Genomic DNA, 26,711 nt, shown 5'->3' with positions numbered 1-26,711 from the left:
ATTGCAGCGGGAACATCTCCCGGTGATCGCGAGACCAATGCTTGTCCGGGTGATGCGCTAAAGCATGATCCGGAAAAGTGCGAAGCGGTTTTCCGGAAAGATCATGCGTAAACAACAAGCTAGAGCGCGATGACCAAATCTCATCGCGCTTTAGTTCAGCCGGATTTGCTTGAGCGCTGCGCGAACGCCGGGACTGTACGATCGGCTGCGATAGTAGTGCATCAAGGCTTCGTAGAGGCGCCAGGAGCCGGACCATTTTCCCGGTCCCTTGCCAATTCCGCTGGCCCATACTTCGACGTCGCCATAGAGCTGAATGTCATCGCACAGAAATGCTCTTTCCCGTGCCGTAGGCCGGGTCGATGCGCGCTTTGCGATCCATTTGTTGTCCCCGATCCCGTCATCCGGAATCTCGAATGCGACGCTTTTCGTTTCTTTGGGGACCTGCTCCAACCACATCTCCATACAGAGTTCAGGTGTTTTGCCCTTGGTCGCGCGGATGGGGTCGCCATTCTCTTTCGCCATAAGGACGGGGGCGGATGATGCGCGGTCTCGTCCGATGGCGCGTGATTGGTCTCTAAGTGCCTTCTTGATCTTCTCCGCGACCTTGTCGGGATTTTCGTGCTTCACGGCGTGAAATGATCGCAACGGAGTCGGAATTGCCGCGCCTTCCACGAGGATTGCAATCACCGGGATGCCGGCGCCCCTTGCAAGCGAATATTCGTAGGTGACCCATTCCGAACGTCTGCTGGCCTCGGTGACGAGAACGACGACACCACGGGAATCGCGAATACCGTCTTCAATGTCGTCAAACCATTTCGCGCCTGGGCTGATGCTGTGTTCATCCCGCCACACCGGCAATTTGTGGGCCTTCAGGCTGCGCTCAAGATCGCGAGCCAGGTCCTTGTCGTCCGAGGCATAAGACAAGAATAGACGCTTGATCATGGACTCAGCTCGTCGGGAAAAAATTCGATGAAAAACTTATGGTAGCGTATGCAAGTCGGTTCAGCCAGAAAGAATGCATCGCTGAACGCGCTGTATCCACAACGGCCGAATTTCATTTCAACATGAAGGCGACGCTCAAGGATCGCACCGTGATGGAAGGGGAAATTCCTGATCGTATCAAGAACATTTCCCGCTCATTGCAAGACTAATGCTTGTCCGCGGGGAACGGCTTTCATGCGATAAATCGCTGCAGACTTCGCGACGACTTTCGCAAAGTCATTCATCCGCCAACTGGCCCCGCCCACGTGGCGGGGATTTTCGACAGACTTACTGCCTGGAGATGCCGACCGAGAATTCGCCGTTGCGAATGCGGCCGGGAAAGCCCTCGACGAACTTCGCCACCGCGTCCTCGCCATAGGTGCCGACGAGCTCGGCCAATGCCGCGAACAGGCTCGCCTGCGCCAGGCAATCACCGTCGATGCCGTCATGGCGAGCCTCGGCCCAGGCCTCGTTGAGATAGTTCAGGGCAGCCTTTTTCTGCTCGTGATCGGGCAGCGGCGCGCGGGCGGGGGCGTAGGAAATCGGCTGGCTCATGAAACTCGATCAGGGCTGGGGCGCGATCCACGGCGATGCGCTGTGCGAGAGGTGTAGCACGGTCGTTAACGACGGCTAGGCCACATCTTTAAGAACGGTTAACGGCTATGAACAAAATCGATGACAGGGTTCCCGCACTGCGTGATTCCGCGGCGTGCGCCGCGCGAACCCGGAATGACGAGTAGAGAGAGCTCAGTTCGCGTAGCGCGCCGTGAGATCCCGCGAGATCTTCGAGCCTTCCTCGATGTAGCGGCGGATCGCGACCGTCGCGGCCGGCGTGCAGCTGCGGTAGGTCTGCTGAAAACCGTTATAGCCGCGGTTGAAGCCGGCGATCATGCGGGTGCGGCGCTCCCCGGAGGGAGTTTCGGCATCGATCAGCGCCTGCATCTCGTTGCGCCATTTGTTGCCCTCATTGGTCCCGCAGATGCCGCGCAGATAGTGCAGCCCGCCCAGGATCTCGGCCAGCCGCTGCAAATCGGCGTCAAACGGCGCCGCCACGTCCTGGGCCCGGGCAGGCCCGGCGGCGCAGGCAACAATCAGGGCAAAAATGGCCAGAGGTCGCGTCGACATCGGCGGCTGTATGCCCCCTTGGGATGGCCGGCGCAAGGCGGGCCGGTCAGGCGCCAAGCAGCCGGTGAGCGGACTGGATAACCTCCTCCAGCCCCCCGGTCAGCTTGAGGTCGCAGAGACTGCCAAGAGCATCCGGCACGATCCAGCGGTAATCGTCGAGCTCGTCGTTCAAGGCCGGTTCCTTCGCCCTCCAGCGGGCGGCAAAAGACATGATCAGGTAATGCCCGGCGCCGGCTGCGGCCGGCAGCACTTCGCGCCAGCCGGCGAGGCCGATGATCTCGATCTCGAGCCCGGTTTCCTCGTCGACCTCGCGGCTCAGGGCCTGATGCAACGATTCGCCGAACTCGACCCGGCCGCCCGGAAGCGAATAGAATCCCTTGGCCGGCGAGCGGGCGCGGCGGACCAGCAGCACCTTGCCGTCGCGGAAGATGGCCGCGCTGACCGCAAGCTGGGGATGGGTGGGCTGGACGACCGCGGCCAATCTCGTCACCTATCCGGCCGAATTCGCCATGATGGTGTCGACGTCGGCTTCCGCCCCGCCATTGATGATGCCGCCGCAGGCCGCAATCAGAGGCTTGACCCAGAGTGCGGCCTGCTCGGCGAGGCGGACGCGGGTCGTGTCCTTCTCGACCTCGCGCATGGCCGAACCCACCGCGGTCAGGATCGAGGTCATGGTATCCGTAATGTGGTCGAACTGGGCCCGGACGTTGGGATCGGCCTTCTCATAGGCCTCGATGGCGAGGTCCCGCGCCTTGAAATTCGAGGCCGTGAAATGCTCGGCATAGGACAGCGGCGTCCAGGTCAGGAAGTCTTCGGCGCATTCGGGCATATCAGGGACCATTTCGAGCAGCATCACGGCTTCATTGAAATGGTTGAGATAGTCGGTGGCAAGCCCGGTCCGCGGGTTGATGTTGGCCACGCGCAGCCGTTCGGCCCAGGCCTCGGCCTCAGGGCCCGTCTGTACATGCGTGCGCGCGGGTTTGGAGGCCGTTGAGCTCATCTGCCGCAGTGTTAGCTTTTGGGGTTAAAAGGACCTGAACGGACCCTATATAGATACCCTGCGATGTGTGGACGCTTCGTCATAACTTCGGCCCCCGCGGCTTTGCGGCAACTGTTCGGCTATGTCGAGCAGCCGAACTTCCCGCCCCGATACAATGTCGCCCCGACAGAGCCGATTCCGGTCGTATTGGCCGAGAACGGGGCGCGCCATTTCCGCCTGATGCGTTGGGGCCTGCTGCCGGGCTGGGTCAAGGATCCCCGCGGCTTTACGCTCCTGATCAACGCCCGCTCCGAGACGGTGCTGGAGAAGCCCGCCTTCAAGAACGCGATTCGTCGCCGGCGCGGCCTGATTCCGGCCGACGGCTATTACGAGTGGAAGTCGGAGGGCGGCCGCAAGCAGGCCTTCTTCATCCACCGTGCTGACGGCGCGCCGCTCGGCTTTGCCGCTGTGTTCGAAACCTGGCTCGGGCCGAACGGCGAGGAGCTCGATACCGTCGCGATCGTCACGGCGGCGGCGGGCGAGGATCTCGCCGCGCTTCATGACCGCGTGCCCGTCACCATCAGCCCGCGCGATTTCGAGCGCTGGCTCGACGTCAGCGGCGACGAGGTCGATGCGATCCTGCCGCTGATGAGCGGCCCGCGTATCGGCGAATTCGCCTGGCACCCGGTCTCCAGCCGCGTCAACCGCGTCGCCAACGACGACGAGCAGCTGCTCTTGCCGATCAGCGCGGAGCAGATGGAGGCGGAGGCAGAGGCTGCCAAGCCCAAGAAGGTGGCGAGGAAAGTTGCTGCTGCGTCATCAGACGACGGGCAGGGGTCGTTGTTCTGAACAGCGATGCCGGTGGGCAATGGCGCGCAACATGCCGCGCCCACCGTCCGTGCAATTATTTGACTCAAGCCGCTGCGACGGCCGATCCGAGCGCTGCGTTGCTATAGGCCTCGCCTCCAATGCCCCAGCCGCCATCGACGGCGTAGCTGACATTTGCAAAAATGTGCTCGCGCTTGATGCGTCCCTCGGCGGCCTTCTCGAGGATGGTCGTGCCCTCGGAGATCCAGGCGTCCTTCAGCTCCTGCGTCGGCAGCACGAATGACGGCACCTTGAGCTCGAACACGGCGATGTCGGCGGGCTTGCCGCCGGAATAGGTGCGCCGCTTCGGCACCACGGTCACCTCGCCGATGACGTTCGGCGTCATGAAGCGGTTGCCGGTGAGGCCGTGCAAACGCAGCAGCAGCTCGGTCAGCTTGCCGAACGCCTCGGCTTCTGCGGCCGGCGTCAGCGCGCCTTCGGGAACGATGATCTGGATGGGCATAGAGAGGTCTCCCTTTGAACCGTAACATAACGGTCGTTATATAAAACATAACGATCGTTATCCCGTCAAGCGTAATATAACGATCGCTATCGAGAGGTGACCGATGGCACGACCGAAGAAGAGCGACGGTGACGCGCGCGCGCGGCTGGCGGATGCGGTCGGGCGCGGCTTCCGCACCGGTGGATTCGGCGGCGCCGGCGTGGACGCGCTCGCCAAGGGTGCGGGCCTCACGTCGGGGGCGTTCTACGCCCATTTCGAATCCAAGGCGGATGCGTTCCGGCTTGCGGTAGCGGACGGGCTCGCCTTCCTGCGCGGCGGTATCGCGCAATTTCAGGCGCAGCACGGCAGCGGCTGGCGCGATCCGTTCGTCGATTTCTATCTGGGTGAGCGGATGGAGGTCGGCCTCGATGAGGCCTGCGCACTCCCCAGCTTTTCCTCTGACGTTGCGCGCTCGGACGCCGCAACGCGCGCCGTCTATCAGGGAGAGCTGGAGCGTCTGGCGGACCTCGTCGCGCAGGGTTTTCGCGGCACGCATGCGCGGCAGCGGGCGATAGCGCTGCTTGCAATCCTGACAGGCGCGGCCGACATGGCGCGCGCGGTGAAGGATGACGCCGTCAGGCGCGAGATCCTCGCCGCCGCGAAGGTCGCGGCGAAGGCAATCTAGTCCTCAGACGATCTCGCGCGCCCGCAGCGCCGCAATTTCCGCCGCGTCAAATCCGAGCTCGCCCAGCACCGCATCCGTATCCGCGCCCAGCTCCGGCGCCATCCGGTCCAGCCTGCCGCCGCCATGAGCGAGTTTGAACCCGCTGCCGGCAAAGCGCAGGCGGCCGTATTGCGTGTCGAGCTCCTGGATCGCGCCGCGCGCCTTGATTTGCGGATGGTCGATGACCTCCTCGACCTTCCAGATGCTGGCGCAGGGCGCGCCGGCGTCTTCCAGAATCGTCTCCCATTCGCGTGCAGGCTTCTTCGCGAGCGCCTCCTCAATGATGGCGCGCAGCGCGCCCTCGTTCTCGTTACGCGAAAACCAGTCGGCAAAGCGCGGGTCGCTCAGCGTGTCCTCGCGGCCGAGCGCGGACATCAGCCCGCGGTACTGCTTCTCGTTGTTGACCGCGAGCAGGATGTGGCCGTCGCCGGCCTTGAACAGGTTCGCGGTGGTCTTGCGGCTCACCGCCTGATTGCCCGAAAGCTGCTGACGATGGCCGGCAACCGACCAGTCCGCGATCTGGCCCGAGAGAAATGCCAGCGTCGCCTCCAGCATCGAGACGTCGATGAGCTGCCCCTTGCCGGTGCGGTCGCGCTGGTAGAGCGCGCTCGACACGCCGAACGCCGCCGTGGCGCCCGAAAGCACGTCGCAGACCGCAAAGCCCGCGCGGGTCGGCCCGGTCTCGGGATGGCCGGTGATGGCCATGATGCCCGACAGCGCCTGCATCTTGCCGTCGTAGCCGGGCCGCAGGCGGTCCGGACCGGTCTGGCCGAAGCCGGAGACCGCGCAATAGATCAGCTTTGGATTGATCGCCGACAGTGCCTCGTAGCCGATGCCGAGCTTGTCCATCACGCCCGGGCGAAAATTTTCCATGACGACGTCGATCTGGCTCGCGAGCTTCTTCACGACCGCGATCGCCTCCGGCTTCTGCAAATCGAGCGTCAGGCTGCGCTTGTTGCCGTTGATGGCCTGGAACGCCGGTGCCAGCCCGCGCTCGGCCCATTCGCGAGAGAGCGGCGTGCGGCGCATGTCCTCGCCCTCGCGCCGCTCGACCTTGATGACGTCTGCACCCAAGAGCGCGAGCTGATAGCTCGCATAGGGGCCGGCCAGCACTTGCGTGAAGTCCAGGATCTTCACGCCCTCGAACGGTCGCGTCACCTCGCTCTCCCTCGACTATTGTTGCTGGACGACGTCAGGCGGCGCGGTTTCCGCGCGCGATCTCCTTCTGCTTGTCGAATTCGGCGCGGCGGCGCGCCAGCTCCTCGGGCGAGAGCTGCGCGACATTGTTGTAGTCGAGCTTCCAGGAGGCGTCCTCGCTCCAGCGCAGCGGCGATCGCATCGTGGTCTGCGGGCCGCTCGCGCTCTCCAGCAGTCTCAGCGCGAGCTCGAGCGTCTGCGCCTGCGAGGCGACGTCGTGCGGCTTGCCGGCGGAATTGCCGAGCGGGAAGTCGCTGAACAGGAAGCGCGGTACCGCCGCGTGCTCGATGATGTCCTTGGCGCAGCCCATGATCACGGTCGCAATGCCGTTGCGCTCCAGATGCCGCGCCACCAGTGCCGTGGTCTGGTGGCAGACCGGGCAGTTCGGCACCAGCACCGCGACATCGACCTTGTCGGCCAGGCAGCGCGACAGAATCTCCGGCGCATCGGTGTCGAGCGTGACGCGATGGCTGCGGTTGGTCGGCGCGCCGAAGAAGCGCGGCGCGACTTCGCCGATGCGGCCTGCTGCGGATGCTTTCAAAAGCTGCGGCAGCGGAAACCAGGTCCCGCTGTCGGTCGCCGACGTGTGCTTGCGGTCGTAGCCGATGTGGGAGATGCGCAGGTCGTGCTGCCTGGACGTGTCGCCGTCATAGACCTGATAGAACTTCGCGCTGCCATTATACGCCGCGCCCGGCCCCTGGTCGCCCTTGGCCGGATCGTAAGGCGCGGCCGTCGTGATGATGGTGACACGTGACTTGGCCAGCGGCTTCTTCAGCGGCTGGAACGGCGCCTCCGTGTAATGCGCCCAGCGATATGGCGTGGTGTAGCCGATCGCTGCGTAATAGTCGCGGGTGCGCTGCATGTAGGGAACGGGGGAGTCGTAGTCGGGCGCAAAGCCGAATTCGTCGTCGCGCGGAGCGGACATGGCGCGTCTCCTGGTTCTTGGTTGGCGCCAGACTAGAGGTAGTTTTGGCGTTGCTCAACGGGGGGCGAGCTGACGCAGGACAGAATTGCAGATGAAGTTGGTCGGCATCGGTATTGCTGACCCTCTCCCACGAGGGCAGAAGGGTCTGCACCTTGCGTGCGAATAGGTCCCTTACCTGAACACATGCAGCGCCACGTATTGCAGCAGCATGATCGCCTTGGCGTCGATGATGCGGCCGTCGGCGATCATCGCCAGTGCCTCATCAATGGGAAGCTCCAGCACCTCGATGTCCTCGCCTTCGTGCTCGAGGCCGCCGCCGCCGCTCACCCGCATCTCAGGCTCGTATTCGGCGACGAAGAAATGCAGCTTCTCGGTGTTGGCGCCCGGGCTCATGAACGCCTCGAACACCTTGTGGACGTGATGCAGGCGATAGCCGGTTTCCTCCTCGGCCTCGGCGCGGATGCGCTCCTCGGGCGAGGCATTGTCCAGCACGCCGGCGGCCGCTTCGATCAAGAGATCGTCGTAGCCGCGGATGAACGCCGGCAGGCGGAACTGGCGCACCAGGATCACCGTGCGCCGGGCAAGGTTGTAGGGCAGCACGGCTGCGGCGTTGTCGCGCTCATAGGTCTCGCGGTGCTGCGTCTGCCACTCGCCATTGGCGCGGCGGTAGTCGAACGTCGTCTCCTTCAGGGGCGTCCAATTGTCGGAGAGCACGCGGACGTCCCTGATGCGGACGCGGTCGGAAATGGTCATGGCTCGATCTCAGTTGCTTGGCGTGGTCGCGCGGCCGTCGAGCCACTTCTGGAACATCACGGACGTCGACAGCTCGAATCCCAGCGAGCCATAGAACGCATTGGCCTCTGCATTCTCGCGCCGGACGAGGAGCTGCAGCTTCGGAATGCCGGCGCTCCGCAGCCAGTCCTCCGCCGCCGCCATGATGGCGCGACCGAAGCCGCGCTTCTGACAACCGGGATCGACCGCGACGTAATAGACCCAGCCGCGATGTCCGTCATGACCGACCATGACGGTGGCGACGATCGCGCCGTTGTCGCGGCCGACCAGCACGGTGGAATTGTCGCGCCGCCGCGCCAGCGCGATGTCGGCATGCGGGTCGTTCCAGGGCCGCGTCAGGCCGCAGCGCTGCCACAGCGCGACGACGCCCTCGACGTCGGCATCTCTGATGTCGTCAATCGCAGGCGCGGTCACAGCACCTTCCCCGGATTCATGATTCCCAGCGGATCGAGCATCGTCTTGATCGACCGCATCAGCTCGATCGCGGTCTTGTCCTTCACCTCGGGAAGCTCGTCGCGCTTGAGCACGCCGATGCCGTGCTCGGCCGAGATCGAGCCGCCCATGCGCAGCACGATCTCGAACACGACCGCGTTCATCTCGTGCCAGCGCGCCAGAAAATCCGCGGTGTCGGCGCCGATCGGCTGGCTGACATTGTAGTGCAGATTGCCGTCGCCGAGATGGCCGAACGGCACCGGCCGTGCGCCCGGGATCAGCTTCATCACCGCGGCATCGGCCTCGGCGATGAAGGCAGGCACCGCAGCGACGGGCACGGAGATGTCGTGCTTGATCGAGCCGCCTTCCGGTTTCTGCGCCGCCGACATCTCGTCGCGCAGCTTCCAGAACGCGCCGCGCTGGGCGAGGCTCGCCGCGATCACGGCGTCGTCGACGATCTCCTCCTCCATGGCGCGGGCGAGGATCGTCTCCAGCGGCGTGCGGGCATCCTCGCTGGGTGAGGACAATTCCATCAGCACGTACCAGGGATGCTTCTGTGCGAGCGGGTCGCGCACGTCGATGCCGTGACGGATCGAGAAGTCGACCGCCATCTCCGACAGCAGCTCGAAGCTCGTCAGCGCATTGGCGGCTTCGCCTTGCGCGATCGTGAGCAGCTTGAGCGCCGCTGCCGGCGACTTCAGCCCGACGAAGGCCGTCTCGATCGCCCGCGGCTTGGGAAACAGTTTCAGCGTTGCCGCGGTGATGATGCCGAGCGTGCCTTCTGCGCCGATGAAGAGGTTGTGCAGGTTGTAGCCGGTGTTGTCCTTCTTCAGCTTCGACAGCGCGTTCAGCACACGCCCGTCGGCGAGCACGACCTCGAGCCCCAGCGCCATCTCGCGCGCGACGCCATAGGCGAGCGCGGCGGTGCCGCCGGCATTGGTCGAGAGATTGCCGCCGATGGTGCAGCTGCCTTCCGCGCCCAGCGACAGCGGAAACAGCCGGTCCACCTCCGCCGCCTTCGTTTGCGCGACCTGCAGCACCACGCCGGCCTCGCAGGTCATGGTGTTGGAGGCGGTGTCGACCTCGCGGATCTTGTCGAGCCGGCGCAGCGACACCACCACCTCGCCATTGTGCGGCGTCTGCCCGCCGACCAGCCCGGTGTTGCCGCCCTGCGGCACCAGGGCGATGTTGTGCGCCGAGGCGAGCTTGCAGATCGCGGAGACTTCCGCGGTCGAGCCCGGGCGCAGCACCAGCGGCGAGCGGCCGTGGAACAGGTTGCGCTCCTCGGTGACGTAGGGCTCGATATCGGTCGCATCGGTGATCGCATGGCGCTCGCCGACGATCTTGCGGAATTGGTCGATCAGCTCGGGCGCAAGCGGCGGGGTCGCGGACTTATTGACGTTCATTCTCGTATCTCTTCTCAAGCTTCTTATCGGGCAACTGCCGCCCGGCGCAGCCGGTCGTTGATCGCTTCGCCAAGTCCTTCTTCGGGGATCGCCATCACCGCGATCGCCCGCGGCGCTCTCGCATCGAGGCTGCGAAGATAACCGAACAGATTGGCCGCGGCTTCATCGAGATCACCGGTGGGCGACAGATTCATGACGGCGGCGGCAGCATCAATGCCGGGCAGGCGCGACGGCCCGAACGCCAGCAGCGCCTCGCCCGGCGCGACATCATGCGCATTGAGCCGCACATTGGCGCGCGGCGCGTAATGCGAGGCCAGCATGCCCGGCGCAAGCGGCTGGCTGTCGTCGCTTTCGGCTTCCATAGCGGGTCGCGCGAGCGGGGCGCCCAGCACCGCCTCGATCCGCTCGCGCGACAGTCCGCCGGGACGGAGCAGCATCGGCATCTCGAAGCAGCCGACGATGGTCGATTCGACGCCGACCTCGACCGGCCCGCCATCGACGATCAGGTCGATCCGCCCCGCAAGGTCGCTCTCGACATGGCCGGCCAGCGTCGGCGAGACGTGGCCGGAGATGTTGGCGGACGGCGCCACCACCGCCCCGCCAAAGGCGCGCAGGATCGCCTGCGCCACCGGATGGGCGGGAATGCGGATCGCGACCGTGTCGAGGCCGGCGGTGGCGAGATCCGCTACCGGGCAGCCCTCGGTCTTCGGCACCACCAGCGTCAGCGGCCCCGGCCAGAACGCCTCCGCAAGCTTCAACGCGCGCGCGTCGAAGCGTCCGATCCGCCGCGCGGCCGCGATATCAGCGACATGCGCGATCAGCGGATTGAACGCCGGCCGGCCCTTGGCGGCGTAGAGATGGGCGATCGCCGCAGCGTTGGCCGCATCCGCCCCGAGCCCGTAGACCGTCTCGGTCGGAAACGCGACCAGCCCGCCGGCCGCCAGGGTCCGGGCGGCGGCTTCCGCGCCGGCCTCGCCGGCCGGCAAAATCAGCGTTTCAACACCCGTTTTCACAGGGATAAAATTCCTCATCTCGGCCGCTTGCAGTGCGTCAAACCCGACGCTATAAGCCGCCTTCTTGTCGGAGTGTGGCTCAGCCCGGTAGAGCACTGCGTTCGGGACGCAGGGGTCGCAGGTTCGAATCCTGCCACTCCGACCATTCTTCCAAAAGTCGACGTTCTCCTGAAGGCTTGGCGGACCGGTAGCCGGCGCCTCGGGAGCGCCTTTTTTGCAACGATTTTCGGGGCGGGTCCACGGCCGATTTGGCCCTCGCAGGGCGGCTTGTTGCGGTGGCATGGCTTGCCAGCTTCAGGATGACCCGGCCGCCCGGGGCTCGAACGAGACCGCGACCCGCCTGGCCTTGATCCGGCCGTGCACCCCATAGCTGGATTCGAAGCTCGGTGTTGTGCCGTCGGGATCGATTTCGATGCCGAGCGAGAAGATGATTCCCGCTTCCGTGAAGTCGAACAGCTGGACCTCGATCGGCTCGAAGATCGTGAAGGTGACGTCCACATGCTTGCTCAGCACGAAATAGCCGCGTGCATCGACCTTCGAGGTCATCTGGGAAGGCGTGGGCGACCAGCCGGCTTGGTGCGCCCTGGCCAAGCTCCAGCTCCCGCAACGTCGCATCGTGGAATGAAGGTACGCCCTCGCACCAGGCACACAGCGCTGTGCCACCTTCCAGATCGCCAATGTTTGCCTTCGCCATGGAACATCTCTCGCACGCAAATGTGTCGCGCAAGCTATCGGGAATTCGACGACGGAGCATCTGCGTGCAGACTTGACCGCCGAAGCCCCTGCGCGCGATCAAATCGCTTCGTTCGGCAACCAGTTGCCATTCCGTCGGGCCGGCGGCTAGATGAGCGCATAGTCGGTCGCGCGTTCGAGAGCGTGATTCGCCGAGAAGGAGAACAGGGTTGGAAATCATGAACAAGACTATCGTCGCGCTCGTTGCAGCGTTTGGTTTTGCTGCTTGCGGGCCGGCATGGGCCGCGTGGCCAGACGAGAAGCCGATCGAAGTCGTCGTCGGCTTCGCGCCCGGCGGCGGCACCGACGTCATGGCCCGCAAGCTTCTTCCCTTTGTCGAGCGCGCGCTGGGCGGCAAGGCGAAGTTTGTCGTCCTGAACAAGCCCGGCGCCGGTGGGGAGATCGCGTTTGCCGCGATTGCGCGCGCCGCGCCCGACGCTTATTCCATCGGCGTCGTCAACGTGCCGGGCTACAACTTCCTGCCGATGACCCGCAAAACCCAATACACCACGGATGAAATCCGGCTGGTCGCACGGGTCGTCGAGGATCCGAACGTCGTCGTGGTGCCTGCGGACAGCCGATTCAAGAATCTGCCGGATGTCGTTGTGGCATTGCGCAGCAAGCCCGGCTCGGTGACCTTTGGTCACAACGGCGCCGGCACCAACGGTCATCTGGCCATTCGCATGCTCGCTTCCGTCGCGAAGGTCGAGCCCAACGAGATCTCCTACCGAGGAACGGCGGCGCAGCGGACTGACCTCTTGGGCGGGCATCTGGATGTCGGGATGGTCACTCTCAGCGAGATTCCCGAACTGCATGGCGCCAACAAGGGGCCGCTTCGCGTCATCGCGATCCTGTCGAAAAAGCGCTTTCCATCGCTGCCCGACGTTCCGACGGCAGAGGAGGTGGGCTTTCCAGTGGTGACGACGGCCGAGCGTGGCTTCGCGGTCCCCAAGGGCGTTCCGGACAACCTCGTCAAGAAGCTGGAAGCCGGGATCGCCGAAGGCCTGCGCAATCCAGAGTACCTGACGGGTTCTCCGGGGGATGAGCCGGTGATCGCCTTCCTGCCTGGTGCAGAGTGGCAGAAGCGCCTCGACGAGATGTCGGAGGCCCTGCGTCCGTTCGCCGACCAGATGCGGGCAAGCGAACAGAAGTAGTGCTGTTGCAAGCGGCTCTGGCGCGCCTACCTTCGCGCCACCAGCGCCCCCACCAGAAACGCCACCAGCAGCGAGGGCAGCGGGGCTTCGCGCACCATGCCGCGGACGATGTCTTGCCAGTGCTGCTCCGGCACCAGTCTTGGCGATCGCACGTGGGGCGCCGGCTCGATGCCCCAGCTTGAGGCAAGCTCGGCGATCTCGCTTTGCGCGAGGCGCACGCCGTCACGGACGCGGAAGACGGCGGCATCCGTTCGTTTGCGCGGCGCGAGCCGCATCAAGGTCTCGACGGCCGTGCGCAGCGTCATCTCGCCGTAGCCTTGCAGCCGCACCGACTCCTCGGGGTCGGATGTCATGCGAAATCCCTCACAGCGCCAAATTCTTCATAACGCAAAGTGGCGCGCGATGGTGAAGACCGCCGCCGCGCATAGGACCAGCGTGGATACCGCGCCGGCCACGCCACGCGCGAGATGGGCTCGCGTCAGGTGCCTGCTCATGATCTTGCTCCATGCTCTGCATGAAAATGGCCGCCGTGGAGCTTGGTTCCTTGCGCGCGATCCGAATCAGCGGGCGCCGGCTACTTCCGCAGCAGCTCGCTCAAGGCTGCTGTCGCCTCGGCGCAGCGGATGTCGTCGATCTCGCGCGACAGGCTCAGCACGCTCGCCCTCAGCTCTTCGAGCTTCCAGCTGTCAGGATGCTGGTTTTCGAGCTGACCCAGCCGCTTGTTCAGATCGTCCAGTCTCGATTGAAGCTGCCCGATGCTGGCGGCCCCATTCACTTTCCAAACACGTTGTGCACGCATCGTCATTCCCCTGGTAGTCTCACGGCCTTGTGAGAGCGGTTCGTGGCCGGAATGGGAGTTTGTTTTGTCCGGCTTCAGACTGTGTGGAACCGTTGCAGATCGGCAACGAAGTTCCGGTATTGTCGGCGAGCCGTCGCACGATGGTCCCGCCAGGCATGGGATTTGATTGCGCCATCGGCGGAAGACCGAGGCGGCTGCGCGCAGTGGCTGGGTAGCTCCAGGTCCGACGCAATCAGAAACGTAAGGGAATGAGTCGTGGCGAGATTTGTGACCATCGCAGCCGGCCAGCTCGGCCCGATTGCGAGGAGCGAGACCAGGACCGCGGTCGTGGCGCGGCTGATGGCGTTGATGCGCGAGGCGCGCGCTTGCGGCTGCGACCTGATCGTCTATCCCGAGCTGGCGCTGACCACGTTCTTTCCGCGCTGGTTCTTCGAGGACCAGGCCGAGATCGACAGCTTTTTCGAGCGCGAGATGCCGGGCCCCGAGACGCAGCCGCTGTTCGATCTCGCGCGCGAACTCGGGATCGGCTTTTGCCTTGGCTATGCCGAGCTCGCGGTCGAGGCCGGAATCGTCAGGCGCCACAACACGTCCATTCTCGTCGACAAGAGCGGCGCGATCGTCCTGAAGTATCGCAAGGTCCATCTGCCCGGTCATGCCGAGCACGAGCCGTGGCGCGAATTCCAGCATCTGGAAAAGCGCTACTTCGAGCCGGGCAGCGGCTTCGGCGTGGTCGATGCCTTCGGTGGCATCATGGGCATGGCGATCTGCAACGACCGCCGCTGGAGCGAGACCTATCGGGTGATGGGCCTGCAGGGCGTCGAGATGGTGCTGATCGGCTACAACACGCCGGTGCACAATCCGCCCGCACCCGAGCATGACGATCTCTCGCTGTTTCACAATCGTCTGGTGATGCAGGCCGGCGCCTATCAGAACGGCACTTTCGTCGTCGGGGTCGCCAAGGCCGGCCGCGAGGAGGGCGTCGATCAGATCGGCGGCAGCTGCATCATCGCGCCCTCGGGCGAGATCATCGCGGCCTGCACCACCAAGGGCGACGAGATCGCGCTGGCGCGCTGCGACCTCGATCTCTGCAATTCCTACAAGCGCACCACCTTCAATTTCGACGTCCACCGCCAGCCGCGGGCTTACGGGATGATCGTCGAGCGGAAAGGCGTGACGACGATGGCGGATGGGACGCTGGTGCTGTCGAAGGGGTTGATGCTCCCGTAGCCCGGAATGGAGCGGAAAGCGAAATCCGGGGCCGCTCGCGGCATCTTGCACTTCCCGGATTGCGCTGCGCTCGATCCGGGCTACAGGTCCGGGCTTGTTTCGCTTCTCTGTCAACCCACCGGCGCGAAAATATTCCACTTACCGAAATTCGGATTTGTCGTATGTGTCGCGCATCCCGGCTCATTCTCGAGGGGCGATCATGAGGTCGTCATAGTCGCGAGCCGGGCTTGCGGTGGACGCAGCAGCGTCGGGCGCGAACAGCCAGGGGCAGGGCGGATTGCTCTCCGTGAGCCCTAAGGCATCGTGCGGACGAACGGCGCTGTCAGGTTCGTCTCGTCATACTTCGATGGCAACGTGCACAACGCCATCGGACCCTGCGGCGAAATGGCGAACCGTGCGCACGGCAAAACCGTGTGGTCCTGGCCGTCGTTGCTACGGTCAAGCGCTTGCGAATGCGGCAGTCGCGTCAACCGGCGCGGCTGCCGGTGAATTCCGCGAGCGCGAGGGAGGCCAGAAGGAATTCGGCTCCCAGGAGAGCGCGGCATAAGCCGTCCGACCATCGCGCAGGGAAGGCCGAGTGATTGGCACCACCTGTATGCTGCTGTGCGGTCTCCTTTGCGCGATCCTTTCGCGCAGCAGACCGCGGGTGCGAGGTCAGCACCCGGTCTTCCCCATAGGCGTTAAGGTAGCGCGAGCATCGATTGATACGGACGTTTTCGAGGAGGCTCGCGCAGGTGCCGCCCAAGCGCTCGCTTTCTGCGGCGAAAGCAACGGATGGTTGGTTGTGGAATGATCGCTTGTAGCAAGGATGCAACGAGTTGTTGCAAAACACGCCAAGCGCCAGGTGCCGTCAGGCGGCCTGCGTCCAGCGGGGAGAGTCCTCGAAGTCGCGGGCAAGCGGCTCGAGCAGCAGGATGATCAAGAGGTGTGCCAGCAAGTAGGGCTTGGCGGAGCGCGGATCGGTTCCAGGTGGCGTCTTGAGACCAATCAGACTCTTCAGTCGCTTGAAGCCAAGTTCGATGCGCCATCGCAGTCGATAGAGCGCGAGTACATCCTTGGTGGAGAACTCGTCCCGCGCGAGCGACGTGACCAGAATGACCCAATCCGCGGCTTCCAGAGTTTCTTTGGAGATGACGCGGTTTTCGTCTTGTGCGTCGCGCCGGGCTTTACGGCGCGAAGCCGCGACTGCACCGGCGGGCTTCTTGACTGCGACCAGACGCATAGCCAGAGGCGCACCGTCCTTGCGTTTGATCCAAATCCTCCGATCGATCAGTCCGTGCGCCTTCGCCGCACGCAATTGGGCCATCAGATCGAACGCAAGGCCTTTGGCATCAAGCCAACGTGCGTTCTTCCAGCCCGCTCGGATCAAAACGTCTGCCCCGGCGTCGCGCACAGCGGCGATGCGGTCAGGTTGTAGATAAGCGCGGTCAGCAATGCGGATCTCGTTCTTGACCACCGGTATCCGGTCAAACGTTTCGCCTTCTTGCTGATCTGTCAGCTCGAAGTGACCAAAGCGCTCATATGGCAGATCGAATGCACTATGAACGCGCCAAAGCTCACTGTTCCTGCGCGCAGCCGGTCCTGCCTGAGGCACTGTCGTCGCATCGATAATGCGGATCAGGCGGCCTCGGCTCGCTTTCGGGGCTGCCGCAGCGAGCAAGCCCTCCACCAGCACTGCAAACCAATCGCCACATTGACGCAGGCGATAGAACAACGCCACGCTGCTGAGGTCGGCAAGGCCAACAGAAGCGGCCCACGCGGCTGTCGATCTCAACCCTCTTTCACCCAGACAATAGGCCAGCATCAGCCGAAGTAACGCCACCGCATCTGGAATTTGGCGCCGCCGCACGAAAGCCTTCGTCTGGCGCGCACTTATTTCAAGCTGCGCAGCCCCGCCGAGCTGCGTAACCACTCTCGTCCAGTCCTCGTTCAGAAGCGATTCGTCTGCCATCCCGCCTTGGAATCACGTGTGATTCCAACACTCAAGAACAAACTTAACGCCTATGCGGTCTTCCCTGCGCCCTTGTGTCCCCGAAATCTGCCAGAATGTGGCAACGGGCGGTTGGATCAGAACCGCCCGTTGCCGGAACTGAGCCCGTTGCGCCCAAAGGCGACAGAGCCTGCTAAAGAGCAAGGGACAGCTCCGGTGTCTTCCTGAACCCGAACAGTTGCAAGGGCTGCGAGCCCGTACCAGGCAAGGAAGGGAGTGGATGATGACACAAGACGATCTGGTTGTCGTCGGCATCGATGTCGCTAAAGACAAGATTGATGCGTGCATTCGGACCGTAACGGAGCGGAAGACTTGCCCAACAACCGCGGCGGGGCGACGGAGCTTGATTGCATGGCTTCGCAAGCATCAGGTCGGCAAGGCAGTAATGGAGGCAAGCGGCGGCTACGAGCGGGTATGGGCCAAGGCGTTGCGCCAAGCAGGGCTGGAAGTACGGATCGTCGATCCCAAACGGGTTCGCCACTTTGCGGAATCGGCGGGACGCCTTGCGAAAAATGACAAGATCGACGCGGAGATGATCTCCTGGTTCGCCGAGACATTCGGCGAGGCTCCCAGCCAAGTCGACAATCCCGCTCACGAGGAGATGAAGGCACTGGTGAAGGGACGCCAAGGCCTGCTTGACGTCAGGGCTCGCCTGGAAATGCAGAAGGAGCATGAGGCGCCGGCCCTTGTTCAGAAGGCTCGCGCGCGTCTTCTTAAGAAGCTGGCTGACGAAATCGCCGCGCTCGAGACCGCGATCGCGGCGACGATCAAGACAACGCCGGACTTTGCCAAACGCGCCGAGATCATCCAGAGCGTACCAGGCTTTGCTGAGGGGACCGCAATGGCGCTGCTTGGAGGACTACCGGAGCTGGGGCAGGTGAGCGACGAAGTTGCCGCCGCGTTGATGGGCGTTGCTCCTTATGACGATGATAGCGGCAAACGTCGAGGTGAACGCTGCATCAAGGGTGGCCGCCGCTGGGTGCGAAATGCCCTCTACATGCCCTGTGTCGGTGCCGCAACGCTGAACAATCCGGTGTTCAAGGCCTTCTACGAACGGCTGATTGCCAAGGGCAAGCCGCCAAAGGTCGCGATCGTCGCCTGCATGCGCAAGCTGATCATCATCCTCAACACCATGATCGCGCGCGGCGAGACGTGGGATCCGAAGAAATACAGGGTGGCCTGACGAGCGCGCCTATCTCGCGCTCGGACCTCGGCCGAGCGCATGCAAAGCCAACAGACCGGTGAGCGGACGGGGTCAAGGCCGTCAGCCGCCGCAGGCGGGGGCGCGCCAGCGCCAGCCTTGAGGCCGGCCGATCGCCGGGCTACTTCGCCACAGTTGCTCTTGGCTTTCAGAGGGTGAAGCGACGAAGCAAAGCTCGGGCGAGTTGCGCCGCGAGGACGCGAAGGCATGTCTGCAGCCACGCATTCGCCGTCATCGCCCGCGAAGGCGGGCGATCCAGTACGCCGAGACGGCAGTGGTTCAATCGAGAGGCTGCGGCGTACTGGATTTGCCCGCCCCAGTGCGCGATTGCGCACAAGGGGGAATGACAGCGTCACTTGGAGCACCAAGCTGTCAACTCACACTCCGTCATTGCGAGCGCAGCGAAGCAATCCAGAATCTTTCCGAGGCGGGATTCTGGATTGCTTCGTCGCAAGGGCTCCTCGCAATGACGAGGAGGAGAGAGCGTGTACCACACGCCTCTCTCGTGCCCCGTCGCCGCACCGTGCCGTGTTGCTCGCGGTCCCGGCTCTGCCCCCAACGCTTCGCGGCTTGCAACTGGTTCCGGGACGCGAAAGTGCGACGCCGTCATCAACCACCCGTTCACAACCACGTGTCTTTATTCGGGAACAATCATTCCCTATTATGCCGCAATGCAAAAGACCGCCCGCCGATCTCCGTCTGCCCGTCCGCCCGGCCGCCCCCGGGAATTCGACATGGACACCGCCCTCGACAGGGCCGTGCGGGTGTTTCGCGAGCGCGGCTACCATGCCACCTCGATCGGCGACCTCACCGCGGCGATGCGGCTCGCTACGGGAAGCATCTACAAGGCGTTTCGCGACAAGCATGCGGTGTTTCTCGCCGCCTTCGAGCGCTATACGGTGCTGCGCCAGGAGCAGACCCGCAACGCGGCCTCGCGCGGCGCAAACGGCCGCGAGCGAATCCGTCACGTGTTGCTGTCCTATGTCGAGCATTCCCAGGGCAGCGAGGGGCGGCGCGGTTGCCTCGTCGTCGGCGGCGCGGTCGAGCTGTCCGCGCTCGATCCAGTCGTTGGCGCCCGCGTCAATGCGCAGCTCAAGAGCAACGAAAGCTTCATTGCCGGCCTCATCCGCGAGGGGCAGGCCGATGGCTCGATTCCCCGCCATGTCGATGCCGATGACACCGCGCGGCTGATGATCTGCATCACGCAAGGTCTGCGCGTCCTTGGCAAGGCCCGCCTGCCGCTCGACGGGGAGCGCCTCGTCGGCGTCGCGATGAAACTGCTCGCCTGAGTTTTTTGTCGAAAAAGGGAATGATCATTCCCTATCCTTACCTGGAGTCCACGTGAATGACGATGAATGCCACGATCGAGACCGCGCCCGGGCCGGATGCGGTGTCGCAGCGCCTGACCTTCGTGCTTGCCGCGGCCTGTGGCATGGTCGCCGCCAACATCTACTATGCCCAGCCGTTGATCGCCCCGATCAGCGCCGCGCTCGGCCTGTCGCATGCAGCGGCGGGACTGATCGTCACCATGACGCAGATCGGCTACGGCACCGGGCTGCTGCTGATCGTGCCGCTCGGCGATCTCGTCGAGAATCGCGCGCTGATCTGCTCGGTGATCACGCTTGGCGCCGCGGCGCTGCTCGCCGCCGCCTTCGCGACCCACGCGCTGCCGTTCCTGATCGCCGCGCTGTTCATCGGGCTCGGCTCGGTCGCGGTGCAGATCATCATCCCCTATGCGGCACATCTGGCGCCTGAAGCCATCCGCGGCCGCGTCGTCGGCAACGTCTCGACCGGTCTGATGCTCGGCATCATGCTGGCACGTCCGGTATCGAGCTTCGTCACGGCCGTGCTGTCGTGGCATGCAGTGTTCTTCTGCTCCGCCGCGCTGGTGATCGTGCTCACGGCCGTGCTCTGGATGACGCTGCCGAGGCGCAAGCCTGTCACGCGCATGCACTACGGCGAATTGTTGCTGTCGATGCCGCATCTGGTGCGGGCCACGCCGCTGCTGCGGCGCCGTGCACTCTACCAGGCGAGCCTGTTCGGCGCCTTCACCCTGTTCTGGACGGTGGCGCCGCTCCAACTCGCCGCCGAGTTCGGCTTCTCCCAGCGTGGCATCGCGCTGTTCGCACTGGCCGGGGTTGCCGGCGTGTTCGCGGCGCCGATCGCAGGACGCCTCGCCGATCGCGGCCATAGCCGCATCGCGACGCTGGTCGCGATGCTGCTTGCGGCCGCCGGATTCCTCGTGACCTATATTGGCACGCCCGGCTCGATGCTGAATCTCGCCTGTCTCGTGGTGGCCGCGATTGCCATCGATATCGGTGTCCAGGGCAATGTCGTGCTCGGCTTCCGCGCCATATTCGTGCTCGGCCACGAGCACCGCAGCCGCCTCAACGGTCTCTACATGGCGACGTTCTTCGCCGCCGGTGCGGCCGGCTCCGCGATCGGAGCCTTCGCCTTCGCGCAAGGCGGCTGGGCGCTCGCATCGGCCATTGGCGGCGCTCTGCCCATCGCGGGCCTGCTCTATGCGGCGACCGAATAGCCGCCGGCATGGGCGGAATTGTGCGATGTGGCCCGTTTACCAACCCGGCGAGGACGCACTTTCCGTCTCGCAGTCCCGGCGCCGCTGTAGTACTTTGGTCGCAAACGCACCTGGTTAACGGGTGGCAGGGGGAGGCTCATGAGACGTACGGGGCTGTTTGGCGTACCGCGGGTACGGCCGTGGTCGTGGCAGGCGTTTTTGCTCGGGCTGATCGTCGTCGCAATGTCGGCCGCGCTTCAGGGCATCTGCGTCGCGCTCGGGGCAAAGCTCTATTTCGTGGTGTTCCTGCCCAGCCTGTTCGTGCTTGCATTCGTTGCCGGCGCGCCGGCGGCGGTATTTGCCGCGCTGCTCACTGTTCCGCTGGTGTGGTGGGCGTTCATACCGCCCGTCTTCCAGTTCAACTCGCTGACCAGCGCAAATGCCGATTCCATCAACCTGTTCTGCCTCCTGGCCGTGCTCCTGATCGGCCTTGCCGATCTCTGCCGCGAGACGATGACGATCATCAGAAGCGGCGGGCTGAAACCTTCGGGCGAGAGCGCCGCAACGAATTCGCAATAGATCGCGCCGCGCACGTTGCGCTCGCGCAACAGTCCGGCAACCATCCGCGAACTTGCCGCGCGCCGCTAACTTTTCGAAAAAGATTTGGCCGCAGTTTCTCCCGCGGGAATGACGAGGGAGTTTTCGGACATGAACGGTCACGCCATCTTGGAGAACGTGCGCCGCTACCGCGGCATTGCATCGCTCTATCGCCAGACCGCTGCATTCCGCCCGGGCCAGAGCTGGTCGCTGCTGGAGCAGGCGAGGGATTGGGAAGCGCGGGCGCTGTCGGAGCTGGAGGCCTATTTCGCCACGCGCACCGACTGCACCGCTCCGCTCGCGGCCTGATCGCCAGCCGTCGGCGTGGACGTGAACCGGCTCGCCGATGGCGCGACCGCCCACGGGGCAATTACGGAGTTGCCCCCGCACTCTTCTGTGCTAGCAACGGGCCGATCGAGACATTCTTCACGTCGGCCGGGGCACGCGATGAGCACCTTCAACCGCATCTTCACGACGGAGCGTCTGCTCCAGATCATCGTGATACTGGCGGCAACCGTCGCCATGAAGCTGATGAGCTGAGCGCCGGCCGGCTACTGCCCGCCGAGTTCGGGCACATCGGGCAGATAATTCGATCCTTCCGAGCCCAGGAAATCGAACATCGCCTGTGCCGGCGGCAGCAAAACCTTATCGCTGCGGCGGATCACGTACCATTGCCGTACGATCGGCAGCCCTGCAACGTCGAGCACGACGAGCCGGCCCTCGGCAAGCTCATGCGCCACGGTGTGGGCCGAGATGAAGGCGATGCCGAGGCCGGCGATGACGGCCTGCTTGATGGTCTCGTTGCTGCTCATCTCCATGCCGATGATCGGCTCGAGATCCGACTTCTGGAACATGCCCTCCATCAGTGTCCGCGTGCCCGAGCCGGGCTCGCGCGTGAGGAAGGTCTCGTGCACGAGGTCGGTGAGGTTGAGGCCGGAATCCTTCTCCAGCCAGTGGCCCTTGCGCGCGACGATGATGTGCGGATTGCGTCCGAGCTGACGGACGTCGACGCTGACGTCGGCCGGTGGCCGACCCATCACCGCGAAATCGAGGTCGTAGCCGTGCATGGCCTCGCGGATCTCCTCGCGATTGCCGATGGTCAGCTTGATCTCGATCTTGGGATAGCGCTTGGAGAACGCCGCGATCGCGTGCGGCACGAAATATTTCGCGGTCGACACCGCGCCAAGCTGCACCGTGCCGCCGGTCCGGCCCGCCAGCAGGTCCAGTGCGCCCTGGCAATCCGTGATGGCGGCCTCGACCCGCTCGGCCAGCGCCAGCACCTCCTTGCCCGCCTCCGTCAGCAGCATGCCGTCGCCGGTCCGCTGCACCAGCGGCAGGCCGGCAAGATCCTGAAGCTGCCGGAGCTGCTGGGTCACGGCCGGCTGCGTCAGCCCGAGATGGCTGGAGGCCGCCGTGACGCTGCCCTTGGCCGACAGCGCCGCAAGCGAGCGCAGCTGCCGGATCGTCAGATGCCGAAGCTGGGTCGCCGCATGGCCGGGGCCATTATAAGAAAATTCTTTGAGGCTCATTATGATTAGAAATTTTCCTTATTAGGCTGCCCCTGTCAATCTCCTGATGCCGGGACCGACCGCGCCAACCTCCAGAGGGGAGGGAAACTGGATGCGGCGCCGGCACAGGGATGGACGCAGATGACCGGGCGACTCAGGCTGGACGACCATCTTCAACGGTATTCCGAGACCGCACCTCACGCGCTCGCGGTGGCGGGCGCCGTCGATGCCATCGCAGCGGCCGCGATCGAGATTGCCGACCTCATCGCCTCCGGCGATCTCGCCGCCGGCTCCGGTCTGACCAGGGGCCGCAACAGCGACGGCGATGTCCAACGGGATCTCGACGTCCAGGCCGACGCGATCCTGCGCCGCTGCCTCGGTCGGCTGCCGATCGCGGCGCTGGCGTCCGAAGAAATGCGCGAGGCCCAGATCGTCGACCGCGAGGGCCGCATCTGCATCGCGATCGATCCGCTCGACGGCTCCTCCAACATCGACATCAACATGACCGTCGGCACGATCTTCTCGATCCTGCCGGCGCCTGATGATCTCTCGCTGGCCTTCCATCAGCGCGGCTCGGCACAGCTCGCCGCGGGCTTCGTCACCTACGGCCCGCAGACCTCGCTGGTGCTGACGCTCGGCGTCGGCGTCGACATCTTCACGCTCGACCGCAAGGCCGGCTGCTTCCGCCTCGCGCGCAGCGGTGCGCAGATTTCCGAGACCTGCGAGGAGTTCGCGATCAATGCGTCGAACCGCCGGCATTGGGACCCGCCGGTGCGCGCCTTCATCGATGAATGCCTCGCCGGCGTCGAGGGGCCCGCCAACCACGATTTCAACATGCGCTGGATCGGCTCGCTGGTCGCGGAAGCCTATCGCATCCTCACCCGCGGCGGCGTTTTCCTTTATCCCTCGGACGCGCGCCCCGGCTACGGCGACGGCCGCCTGCGCCTCACCTATGAGGCGCATCCGATGGCGATGATCATCGAGCACGCCGGCGGCTCGGCCTCGACCGGGCGCGAGCGCATCCTCGATCTGTCCGCGCAGAGCCTGCACCAGCGCGTGCCGCTGATCATGGGCTCCAGCAACGAGGTGCGGCGCGTCGAGGAGCTGCATTGCGATCCGCTGCTGGTCGCCAGCGTTTCAGCGCCGCTGTTCGCGCGGCGTGGATTCTTCCGGCTGTAGGAGGACGAGCATGTCAAGGAAGCATCCGATCATCTCCATCACCGGCTCGTCCGGCGCCGGCACCACCTCGGTCAAGAAGACGTTCGAGCAGATATTTTTCCGCGAGAAGGTCAACGCCGTCTACATCGAGGGCGACGCCTTCCATCGCTACGACCGCGCCGAGATGCGCGCGCAGATGGCGAAGGAGGCCGAGCGCGGCAACAAGCACTTCAGCCATTTCAGCCCCGAGACCAACCTGTTCGAGGAGCTGGAGCGCGCCTTCCGCGACTACGGCGAGACCGGCACGGCGGTGACGCGGCATTACGTTCACGACGCCGAGGAATCGGCGCTGCATGGCGCCGCGCCCGGCACCTTCACCGACTGGAAGCAGCTGCCGGAGAACTCCGACCTGCTGTTCTACGAGGGACTGCACGGCGCCGTGGTCACGGATAAGGTGAATGTCGCGCGCTATGCCGACCTCAAGATCGGCGTCGTGCCCGTCATCAATCTCGAATGGATCCAGAAGCTGCACCGCGACCGCAGCGCGCGCGGCTATTCGACCGAGGCCGTCACTGACACGATCCTGCGGCGGATGCCCGACTACATCCACTACATCTGCCCGCAATTCACCGAGACCGACATCAATTTCCAGCGCGTGCCGACGGTGGATACCTCCAATCCGTTCATCGCGCGCTGGATCCCGACGCCGGACGAATCGATGGTCGTGATCCGCTTCAAGAATCCGCGCGGCATCGACTTCCCTTATCTGCTCTCGATGCTGCCGCAGAGCTGGATGTCTCGCGCCAATTCGATCGTCTGCCCCGGCGCCAAGCTCGATCTCGCGATGCAACTGATCCTGACGCCGCTGATCATGCAGCTGATCGAGCGCAAGCGCAGCTTGAAGTGAACAGGGAGAGGATCCGATGAACATCTCCGTCCATGCTGAAGCCGACCTCACGGCCGTCACGCACAACGATCTCGCCAACGCTGTCCGCTTCCTCGCGGTCGATGCCATCGAGACATCGCAGTCGGGCCATCCCGGCCTGCCCATGGGCATGGCCGATGTCGCAACCGTGCTGTTCTCGCGCTTCCTGAAATTCGACTCGGCGCATCCCAACTGGCCGGACCGCGACCGCTTCGTGCTGTCGGCGGGCCACGGCTCGATGCTGCTCTATGCGCTGCTGCACCTGACCGGCGGCGATGTCAGCCTCGACGACATCAAGGCCTTCAGGCAATGGGGCTCGAAGACGCCCGGGCACCCCGAATATGGTCATACGCCGGGCGTCGAGACCACGACGGGCCCATTGGGGCAGGGGATCGCGACCGCGGTCGGCATGGCGCTCGCCGAGCGCATGGCCAATGCGCGGCATGGTGACGGGCTTGTCGATCACTACACCTATGTCATCGCGGGCGATGGCTGCCTGATGGAAGGCATCAGCCAGGAGGCGATCTCGCTTGCCGGCCATCTCGGGCTCGGCCGGCTGATCGTGCTGTTCGATGATAATGGCATCTCCATTGACGGCCCGACCTCGCTCGCAACGTCGGACGACCAGCTCGCGCGCTTCGCCGCCTCTGGCTGGTCGGCGCGCCGGGTCGATGGGCACGATCCCGAAGCCGTTGCGCAGGCGATTGCTGAAGAGCGCGAAACCGCAAAACCCTCGCTGATCGCCTGCCGCACCATCATCGGCTATGGCGCGCCTGGTAGACAGGGCACCGAGAAGGCGCATGGCGCGCCGCTCGGCACCGAGCAGACGGCAGCGGCGCGGCGGACGCTTGGTTGGGACTATCAGCCCTTCGTGGTGCCGATCCCGGTGCTCAAGGCGTGGCGGATGATCGGGCAGCGTGGGCAGGTCGATCGCCTCGCCTGGCTCGATCGCTACGAAGGTGCGACGCCAGAGCAGCGCGATCTGTTCGTCGAGGGCAAGGCCGTGACTCTGCCCGCCGCCTACGCGCTCGCCGCGGCGAAATTGCGCGAACGCTTCGCCAGCGAGCGGCCAAAGCTCGCGACGCGGCAGGCCTCGCAACAGGTGCTCGATGCCATCGCCGGGACGATTCCCGGCCTGGTCGGCGGCTCCGCGGACCTGACGCATTCGAACCTGACGCATGCCAAGGCGCAGGCTCCGGTCAAGAGCGGTGCGTTCGCCGGCGACTACATCCATTACGGCATCCGCGAGCACGGCATGGCCGCCGCGATGAACGGCCTCGCGCTGCATGGCGGCTTCATCCCCTACGGCGGCACGTTCCTCGCGTTCTCCGATTACAGCCGGCCCGCGATCCGCCTTGCGGCCTTGATGCGGCTGCGCGTGATCCATGTGATGACGCACGACTCCATCGGTCTCGGGGAGGACGGGCCGACGCATCAGCCGGTCGAGCATCTCGCGGCGCTGCGCGTCATTCCGAACCTGCTCGTGTTCCGGCCGGCTGATGCCGTGGAGACGCTGGAGGCCTGGGATTGCGCGCTTATGGCGGAGCACCGTCCATCCGTGTTGTGCCTGTCGCGGCAGGCCCTGCCGACCTTCCGCAGCGATGCGCGCGGCAAAAACCGCGTCGCGCGCGGTGCTTACCTCGTTGTCTCCCCGGACGGCGGCCGCGATGTGACGCTCATCGCAACCGGCTCCGAAGTGTCGATTGCAATGGAAGCCGCGCGTCTGCTCGCGACCGAGCACATTCGCGCCGCTGTGGTCTCTGCACCTTGCTTCGCACTGTTCGAGCAGCAGCCGGAAGATTACCGCGCCTCCGTGCTCGGCACTGCGCCGCGCGTCGGCATCGAGGCGGCCGTGCAGAGCGACTGGTCGCGCTGGATCGGGATGGACGGCGAATTCGTCGGCATGCGCGGCTTCGGCGCCTCAGCGCCCGCGCCCGTGCTGTATCGCGAATTTGGAATCACGCCGCAGAGCATTGCGAAAGCCGCCCGCCGGGCGATCGCCCGCAAGAGCCAATAAGG

Annotated in this window: 29 protein-coding genes and 1 tRNA gene; 13 read left to right on the top strand and 17 right to left on the bottom strand. The window is 64.7% G+C overall.

What is annotated here, in order from left to right:
- Positions 1-150: 150 nt before the first annotated feature.
- The 5 genes from BRAD3257_RS29325 to BRAD3257_RS29305 form a co-directional block, all read right to left on the bottom strand.
- Positions 151-942: a toll/interleukin-1 receptor domain-containing protein gene (locus BRAD3257_RS29325; RefSeq protein ID WP_122404765.1), complete on the bottom strand. Its 792-nt coding sequence runs from the start codon at positions 940-942 to the stop codon at positions 151-153.
- A 327-nt stretch (positions 943-1,269) separates the two neighbouring features.
- Complete coding sequence (locus BRAD3257_RS29320; RefSeq protein WP_122404764.1) at positions 1,270-1,536, bottom strand: hypothetical protein; 267 nt, start codon at positions 1,534-1,536, stop codon at positions 1,270-1,272.
- Between the two features lie 192 nt (positions 1,537-1,728).
- A complete protein-coding gene (locus BRAD3257_RS29315; protein WP_122404763.1) occupies positions 1,729-2,106 on the bottom strand; it encodes a TIGR02301 family protein in 378 nt (125 codons plus the stop codon).
- Positions 2,107-2,152: 46 nt separating this feature from the next.
- A complete protein-coding gene (locus tag BRAD3257_RS29310) occupies positions 2,153-2,587 on the bottom strand; it encodes an NUDIX hydrolase (protein WP_122404762.1) in 435 nt (144 codons plus the stop codon).
- Between the two features lie 9 nt (positions 2,588-2,596).
- Complete coding sequence (locus tag BRAD3257_RS29305; RefSeq protein WP_122404761.1) at positions 2,597-3,106, bottom strand: hypothetical protein; 510 nt, start codon at positions 3,104-3,106, stop codon at positions 2,597-2,599.
- Positions 3,107-3,169: 63 nt separating this feature from the next.
- On the opposite strand from BRAD3257_RS29305, the gene BRAD3257_RS29300 reads away from it, so the two are divergent.
- A complete protein-coding gene (locus BRAD3257_RS29300; RefSeq protein ID WP_122404760.1) occupies positions 3,170-3,934 on the top strand; it encodes an SOS response-associated peptidase in 765 nt (254 codons plus the stop codon).
- 64 nt (positions 3,935-3,998) lie between these two features.
- Here the strand turns inward: BRAD3257_RS29300 and BRAD3257_RS29295 are convergent, their stop codons facing one another.
- Positions 3,999-4,415, bottom strand: a complete 417-nt coding sequence (locus tag BRAD3257_RS29295; protein WP_122404759.1) for a Tautomerase enzyme — start codon at positions 4,413-4,415, stop codon at positions 3,999-4,001.
- A gap of 103 nt (positions 4,416-4,518) precedes the next feature.
- Between BRAD3257_RS29295 and BRAD3257_RS29290 the strand changes: the two genes are divergently transcribed.
- A complete protein-coding gene (locus BRAD3257_RS29290; RefSeq protein WP_122404758.1) occupies positions 4,519-5,079 on the top strand; it encodes a TetR family transcriptional regulator in 561 nt (186 codons plus the stop codon).
- Between the two features lie 3 nt (positions 5,080-5,082).
- Here BRAD3257_RS29290 and BRAD3257_RS29285 read toward each other — a convergent pair whose 3' ends face one another.
- From BRAD3257_RS29285 to BRAD3257_RS29260, 6 genes are all read right to left on the bottom strand, one after another.
- Positions 5,083-6,276 carry a CaiB/BaiF CoA transferase family protein gene (locus tag BRAD3257_RS29285; RefSeq protein ID WP_122404757.1) on the bottom strand — a complete coding sequence of 398 codons (1,194 nt, stop codon included), beginning with the start codon at positions 6,274-6,276 and terminating at the stop codon, positions 5,083-5,085.
- A 34-nt stretch (positions 6,277-6,310) separates the two neighbouring features.
- Positions 6,311-7,240 (bottom strand): glycine/sarcosine/betaine reductase selenoprotein B family protein, encoded by a 930-nt coding sequence (locus tag BRAD3257_RS29280; RefSeq protein ID WP_122404756.1) that lies wholly within the window; start codon positions 7,238-7,240, stop codon positions 6,311-6,313.
- Between the two features lie 171 nt (positions 7,241-7,411).
- Entirely contained in the window at positions 7,412-7,993 is a 582-nt protein-coding gene (locus BRAD3257_RS29275; protein ID WP_122404755.1) for an NUDIX domain-containing protein, read from the bottom strand.
- A gap of 9 nt (positions 7,994-8,002) precedes the next feature.
- Positions 8,003-8,446: a GNAT family acetyltransferase gene (locus tag BRAD3257_RS29270; RefSeq protein WP_122404754.1), complete on the bottom strand. Its 444-nt coding sequence runs from the start codon at positions 8,444-8,446 to the stop codon at positions 8,003-8,005.
- A complete protein-coding gene (locus BRAD3257_RS29265) occupies positions 8,443-9,870 on the bottom strand; it encodes an FAD-binding oxidoreductase (protein ID WP_122404753.1) in 1,428 nt (475 codons plus the stop codon). Before BRAD3257_RS29265 ends, BRAD3257_RS29270 begins: the two co-directional genes overlap by 4 nt.
- 23 nt (positions 9,871-9,893) lie before the next feature.
- The gene (locus BRAD3257_RS29260) at positions 9,894-10,883 is read right to left on the bottom strand and encodes an L-threonylcarbamoyladenylate synthase (protein WP_122406817.1); all 990 of its coding nucleotides are present in this window, start codon (positions 10,881-10,883) and stop codon (positions 9,894-9,896) included.
- A 68-nt stretch (positions 10,884-10,951) separates the two neighbouring features.
- Here BRAD3257_RS29260 and BRAD3257_RS29255 point away from each other — a divergent pair.
- Positions 10,952-11,028: transfer RNA gene (locus BRAD3257_RS29255), tRNA-Pro, on the top strand.
- Positions 11,029-11,177: 149 nt separating this feature from the next.
- Here the strand turns inward: BRAD3257_RS29255 and BRAD3257_RS29250 are convergent.
- Positions 11,178-11,474 carry a hypothetical protein gene (locus tag BRAD3257_RS29250; RefSeq protein WP_145987042.1) on the bottom strand — a complete coding sequence of 99 codons (297 nt, stop codon included), beginning with the start codon at positions 11,472-11,474 and terminating at the stop codon, positions 11,178-11,180.
- 320 nt (positions 11,475-11,794) lie between these two features.
- Between BRAD3257_RS29250 and BRAD3257_RS29245 the strand changes: the two genes are divergently transcribed.
- Positions 11,795-12,769, top strand: a complete 975-nt coding sequence (locus tag BRAD3257_RS29245) for a tripartite tricarboxylate transporter substrate binding protein (RefSeq protein ID WP_122404751.1) — start codon at positions 11,795-11,797, stop codon at positions 12,767-12,769.
- Positions 12,770-12,795: 26 nt separating this feature from the next.
- Here BRAD3257_RS29245 and BRAD3257_RS29240 read toward each other — a convergent pair whose 3' ends face one another.
- Together BRAD3257_RS29240 and BRAD3257_RS29235 are read right to left on the bottom strand one after the other, a co-directional pair.
- Positions 12,796-13,122: a hypothetical protein gene (locus tag BRAD3257_RS29240; RefSeq protein ID WP_122404750.1), complete on the bottom strand. Its 327-nt coding sequence runs from the start codon at positions 13,120-13,122 to the stop codon at positions 12,796-12,798.
- A gap of 221 nt (positions 13,123-13,343) precedes the next feature.
- The gene (locus BRAD3257_RS29235) at positions 13,344-13,568 is read right to left on the bottom strand and encodes a hypothetical protein (RefSeq protein ID WP_122406816.1); all 225 of its coding nucleotides are present in this window, start codon (positions 13,566-13,568) and stop codon (positions 13,344-13,346) included.
- Between the two features lie 255 nt (positions 13,569-13,823).
- Here BRAD3257_RS29235 and BRAD3257_RS29230 point away from each other — a divergent pair, with 255 nt between their 5' ends.
- Positions 13,824-14,795, top strand: coding sequence for an N-carbamoyl-D-amino-acid hydrolase (locus BRAD3257_RS29230; RefSeq protein WP_122404749.1), 972 nt, complete (start codon positions 13,824-13,826; stop codon positions 14,793-14,795).
- Positions 14,796-15,645: 850 nt separating this feature from the next.
- Here BRAD3257_RS29230 and BRAD3257_RS29220 read toward each other — a convergent pair.
- Positions 15,646-16,746 carry an IS4 family transposase gene (locus BRAD3257_RS29220; RefSeq protein WP_122404748.1) on the bottom strand — a complete coding sequence of 367 codons (1,101 nt, stop codon included), beginning with the start codon at positions 16,744-16,746 and terminating at the stop codon, positions 15,646-15,648.
- A 259-nt stretch (positions 16,747-17,005) separates the two neighbouring features.
- Between BRAD3257_RS29220 and BRAD3257_RS29215 the strand changes: the two genes are divergently transcribed.
- The 5 genes from BRAD3257_RS29215 (at position 17,006) to BRAD3257_RS29190 (ending at position 21,410) form a co-directional block, all read left to right on the top strand.
- The gene (locus BRAD3257_RS29215) at positions 17,006-17,968 is read left to right on the top strand and encodes an IS110 family RNA-guided transposase (protein ID WP_244607735.1); all 963 of its coding nucleotides are present in this window, start codon (positions 17,006-17,008) and stop codon (positions 17,966-17,968) included.
- Positions 17,969-18,657: 689 nt separating this feature from the next.
- Positions 18,658-19,275 (top strand): TetR/AcrR family transcriptional regulator, encoded by a 618-nt coding sequence (locus BRAD3257_RS29205; protein WP_122404746.1) that lies wholly within the window; start codon positions 18,658-18,660, stop codon positions 19,273-19,275.
- 56 nt (positions 19,276-19,331) lie between these two features.
- On the top strand, positions 19,332-20,525 hold the full coding sequence (locus BRAD3257_RS29200; RefSeq protein ID WP_122404745.1) for an MFS transporter: 1,194 nt from the start codon (positions 19,332-19,334) through the stop codon (positions 20,523-20,525).
- Positions 20,526-20,663: 138 nt separating this feature from the next.
- Positions 20,664-21,083: a DUF4118 domain-containing protein gene (locus tag BRAD3257_RS29195; RefSeq protein WP_122404744.1), complete on the top strand. Its 420-nt coding sequence runs from the start codon at positions 20,664-20,666 to the stop codon at positions 21,081-21,083.
- A 129-nt stretch (positions 21,084-21,212) separates the two neighbouring features.
- On the top strand, positions 21,213-21,410 hold the full coding sequence (locus BRAD3257_RS29190; RefSeq protein ID WP_027570913.1) for a hypothetical protein: 198 nt from the start codon (positions 21,213-21,215) through the stop codon (positions 21,408-21,410).
- A 242-nt stretch (positions 21,411-21,652) separates the two neighbouring features.
- Here BRAD3257_RS29190 and BRAD3257_RS29185 read toward each other — a convergent pair whose 3' ends face one another.
- Entirely contained in the window at positions 21,653-22,630 is a 978-nt protein-coding gene (locus BRAD3257_RS29185; protein WP_122404743.1) for a LysR family transcriptional regulator, read from the bottom strand.
- Between the two features lie 120 nt (positions 22,631-22,750).
- On the opposite strand from BRAD3257_RS29185, the gene BRAD3257_RS29180 reads away from it, so the two are divergent.
- From BRAD3257_RS29180 to tkt, 3 genes are read left to right on the top strand one after another with little or no spacing between them, the layout of a single operon-like run.
- Positions 22,751-23,788 (top strand): class 1 fructose-bisphosphatase, encoded by a 1,038-nt coding sequence (locus BRAD3257_RS29180; RefSeq protein ID WP_122404742.1) that lies wholly within the window; start codon positions 22,751-22,753, stop codon positions 23,786-23,788.
- A 10-nt stretch (positions 23,789-23,798) separates the two neighbouring features.
- Positions 23,799-24,674: a phosphoribulokinase gene (locus BRAD3257_RS29175; RefSeq protein ID WP_027570916.1), complete on the top strand. Its 876-nt coding sequence runs from the start codon at positions 23,799-23,801 to the stop codon at positions 24,672-24,674.
- A 16-nt stretch (positions 24,675-24,690) separates the two neighbouring features.
- Positions 24,691-26,709, top strand: a complete 2,019-nt coding sequence (tkt, locus tag BRAD3257_RS29170) for a transketolase (RefSeq protein WP_122404741.1) — start codon at positions 24,691-24,693, stop codon at positions 26,707-26,709.
- The last annotated feature ends 2 nt before the right edge of the window (positions 26,710-26,711 follow it).

This window comes from Bradyrhizobium vignae, assembly GCF_900324035.1.
Taxonomy (GTDB): Bacteria; Pseudomonadota; Alphaproteobacteria; order Rhizobiales; family Xanthobacteraceae; genus Bradyrhizobium; species Bradyrhizobium vignae.
The sequence above is the reverse complement of the archived record's forward strand: the minus strand, read 5'-3'. Positions and strand labels throughout refer to the sequence as shown.

Coding starts and splice junctions, on each gene's coding strand:
- BRAD3257_RS29190 (WP_027570913.1), top strand. CDS start 21,213: ATGAACGGTCACGCCATCTTGGAGAACGTGCGCCGCTACCGCGGCATT.
- BRAD3257_RS29280 (WP_122404756.1), bottom strand. CDS start 7,240: ATGTCCGCTCCGCGCGACGACGAATTCGGCTTTGCGCCCGACTACGAC.
- BRAD3257_RS29195 (WP_122404744.1), top strand. CDS start 20,664: ATGAGACGTACGGGGCTGTTTGGCGTACCGCGGGTACGGCCGTGGTCG.
- BRAD3257_RS29305 (WP_122404761.1), bottom strand. CDS start 3,106: ATGAGCTCAACGGCCTCCAAACCCGCGCGCACGCATGTACAGACGGGC.
- BRAD3257_RS29205 (WP_122404746.1), top strand. CDS start 18,658: ATGCAAAAGACCGCCCGCCGATCTCCGTCTGCCCGTCCGCCCGGCCGC.
- BRAD3257_RS29315 (WP_122404763.1), bottom strand. CDS start 2,106: ATGTCGACGCGACCTCTGGCCATTTTTGCCCTGATTGTTGCCTGCGCC.
- BRAD3257_RS29180 (WP_122404742.1), top strand. CDS start 22,751: ATGACCGGGCGACTCAGGCTGGACGACCATCTTCAACGGTATTCCGAG.
- BRAD3257_RS29220 (WP_122404748.1), bottom strand. CDS start 16,746: ATGGCAGACGAATCGCTTCTGAACGAGGACTGGACGAGAGTGGTTACG.
- BRAD3257_RS29240 (WP_122404750.1), bottom strand. CDS start 13,122: ATGACATCCGACCCCGAGGAGTCGGTGCGGCTGCAAGGCTACGGCGAG.
- BRAD3257_RS29185 (WP_122404743.1), bottom strand. CDS start 22,630: ATGAGCCTCAAAGAATTTTCTTATAATGGCCCCGGCCATGCGGCGACC.
- BRAD3257_RS29245 (WP_122404751.1), top strand. CDS start 11,795: ATGAACAAGACTATCGTCGCGCTCGTTGCAGCGTTTGGTTTTGCTGCT.
- BRAD3257_RS29290 (WP_122404758.1), top strand. CDS start 4,519: ATGGCACGACCGAAGAAGAGCGACGGTGACGCGCGCGCGCGGCTGGCG.
- tkt (WP_122404741.1), top strand. CDS start 24,691: ATGAACATCTCCGTCCATGCTGAAGCCGACCTCACGGCCGTCACGCAC.
- BRAD3257_RS29235 (WP_122406816.1), bottom strand. CDS start 13,568: ATGCGTGCACAACGTGTTTGGAAAGTGAATGGGGCCGCCAGCATCGGG.
- BRAD3257_RS29320 (WP_122404764.1), bottom strand. CDS start 1,536: ATGAGCCAGCCGATTTCCTACGCCCCCGCCCGCGCGCCGCTGCCCGAT.
- BRAD3257_RS29265 (WP_122404753.1), bottom strand. CDS start 9,870: ATGAACGTCAATAAGTCCGCGACCCCGCCGCTTGCGCCCGAGCTGATC.
- BRAD3257_RS29295 (WP_122404759.1), bottom strand. CDS start 4,415: ATGCCCATCCAGATCATCGTTCCCGAAGGCGCGCTGACGCCGGCCGCA.
- BRAD3257_RS29275 (WP_122404755.1), bottom strand. CDS start 7,993: ATGACCATTTCCGACCGCGTCCGCATCAGGGACGTCCGCGTGCTCTCC.
- BRAD3257_RS29325 (WP_122404765.1), bottom strand. CDS start 942: ATGATCAAGCGTCTATTCTTGTCTTATGCCTCGGACGACAAGGACCTG.
- BRAD3257_RS29175 (WP_027570916.1), top strand. CDS start 23,799: ATGTCAAGGAAGCATCCGATCATCTCCATCACCGGCTCGTCCGGCGCC.
- BRAD3257_RS29200 (WP_122404745.1), top strand. CDS start 19,332: ATGACGATGAATGCCACGATCGAGACCGCGCCCGGGCCGGATGCGGTG.
- BRAD3257_RS29215 (WP_244607735.1), top strand. CDS start 17,006: ATGATGACACAAGACGATCTGGTTGTCGTCGGCATCGATGTCGCTAAA.
- BRAD3257_RS29300 (WP_122404760.1), top strand. CDS start 3,170: ATGTGTGGACGCTTCGTCATAACTTCGGCCCCCGCGGCTTTGCGGCAA.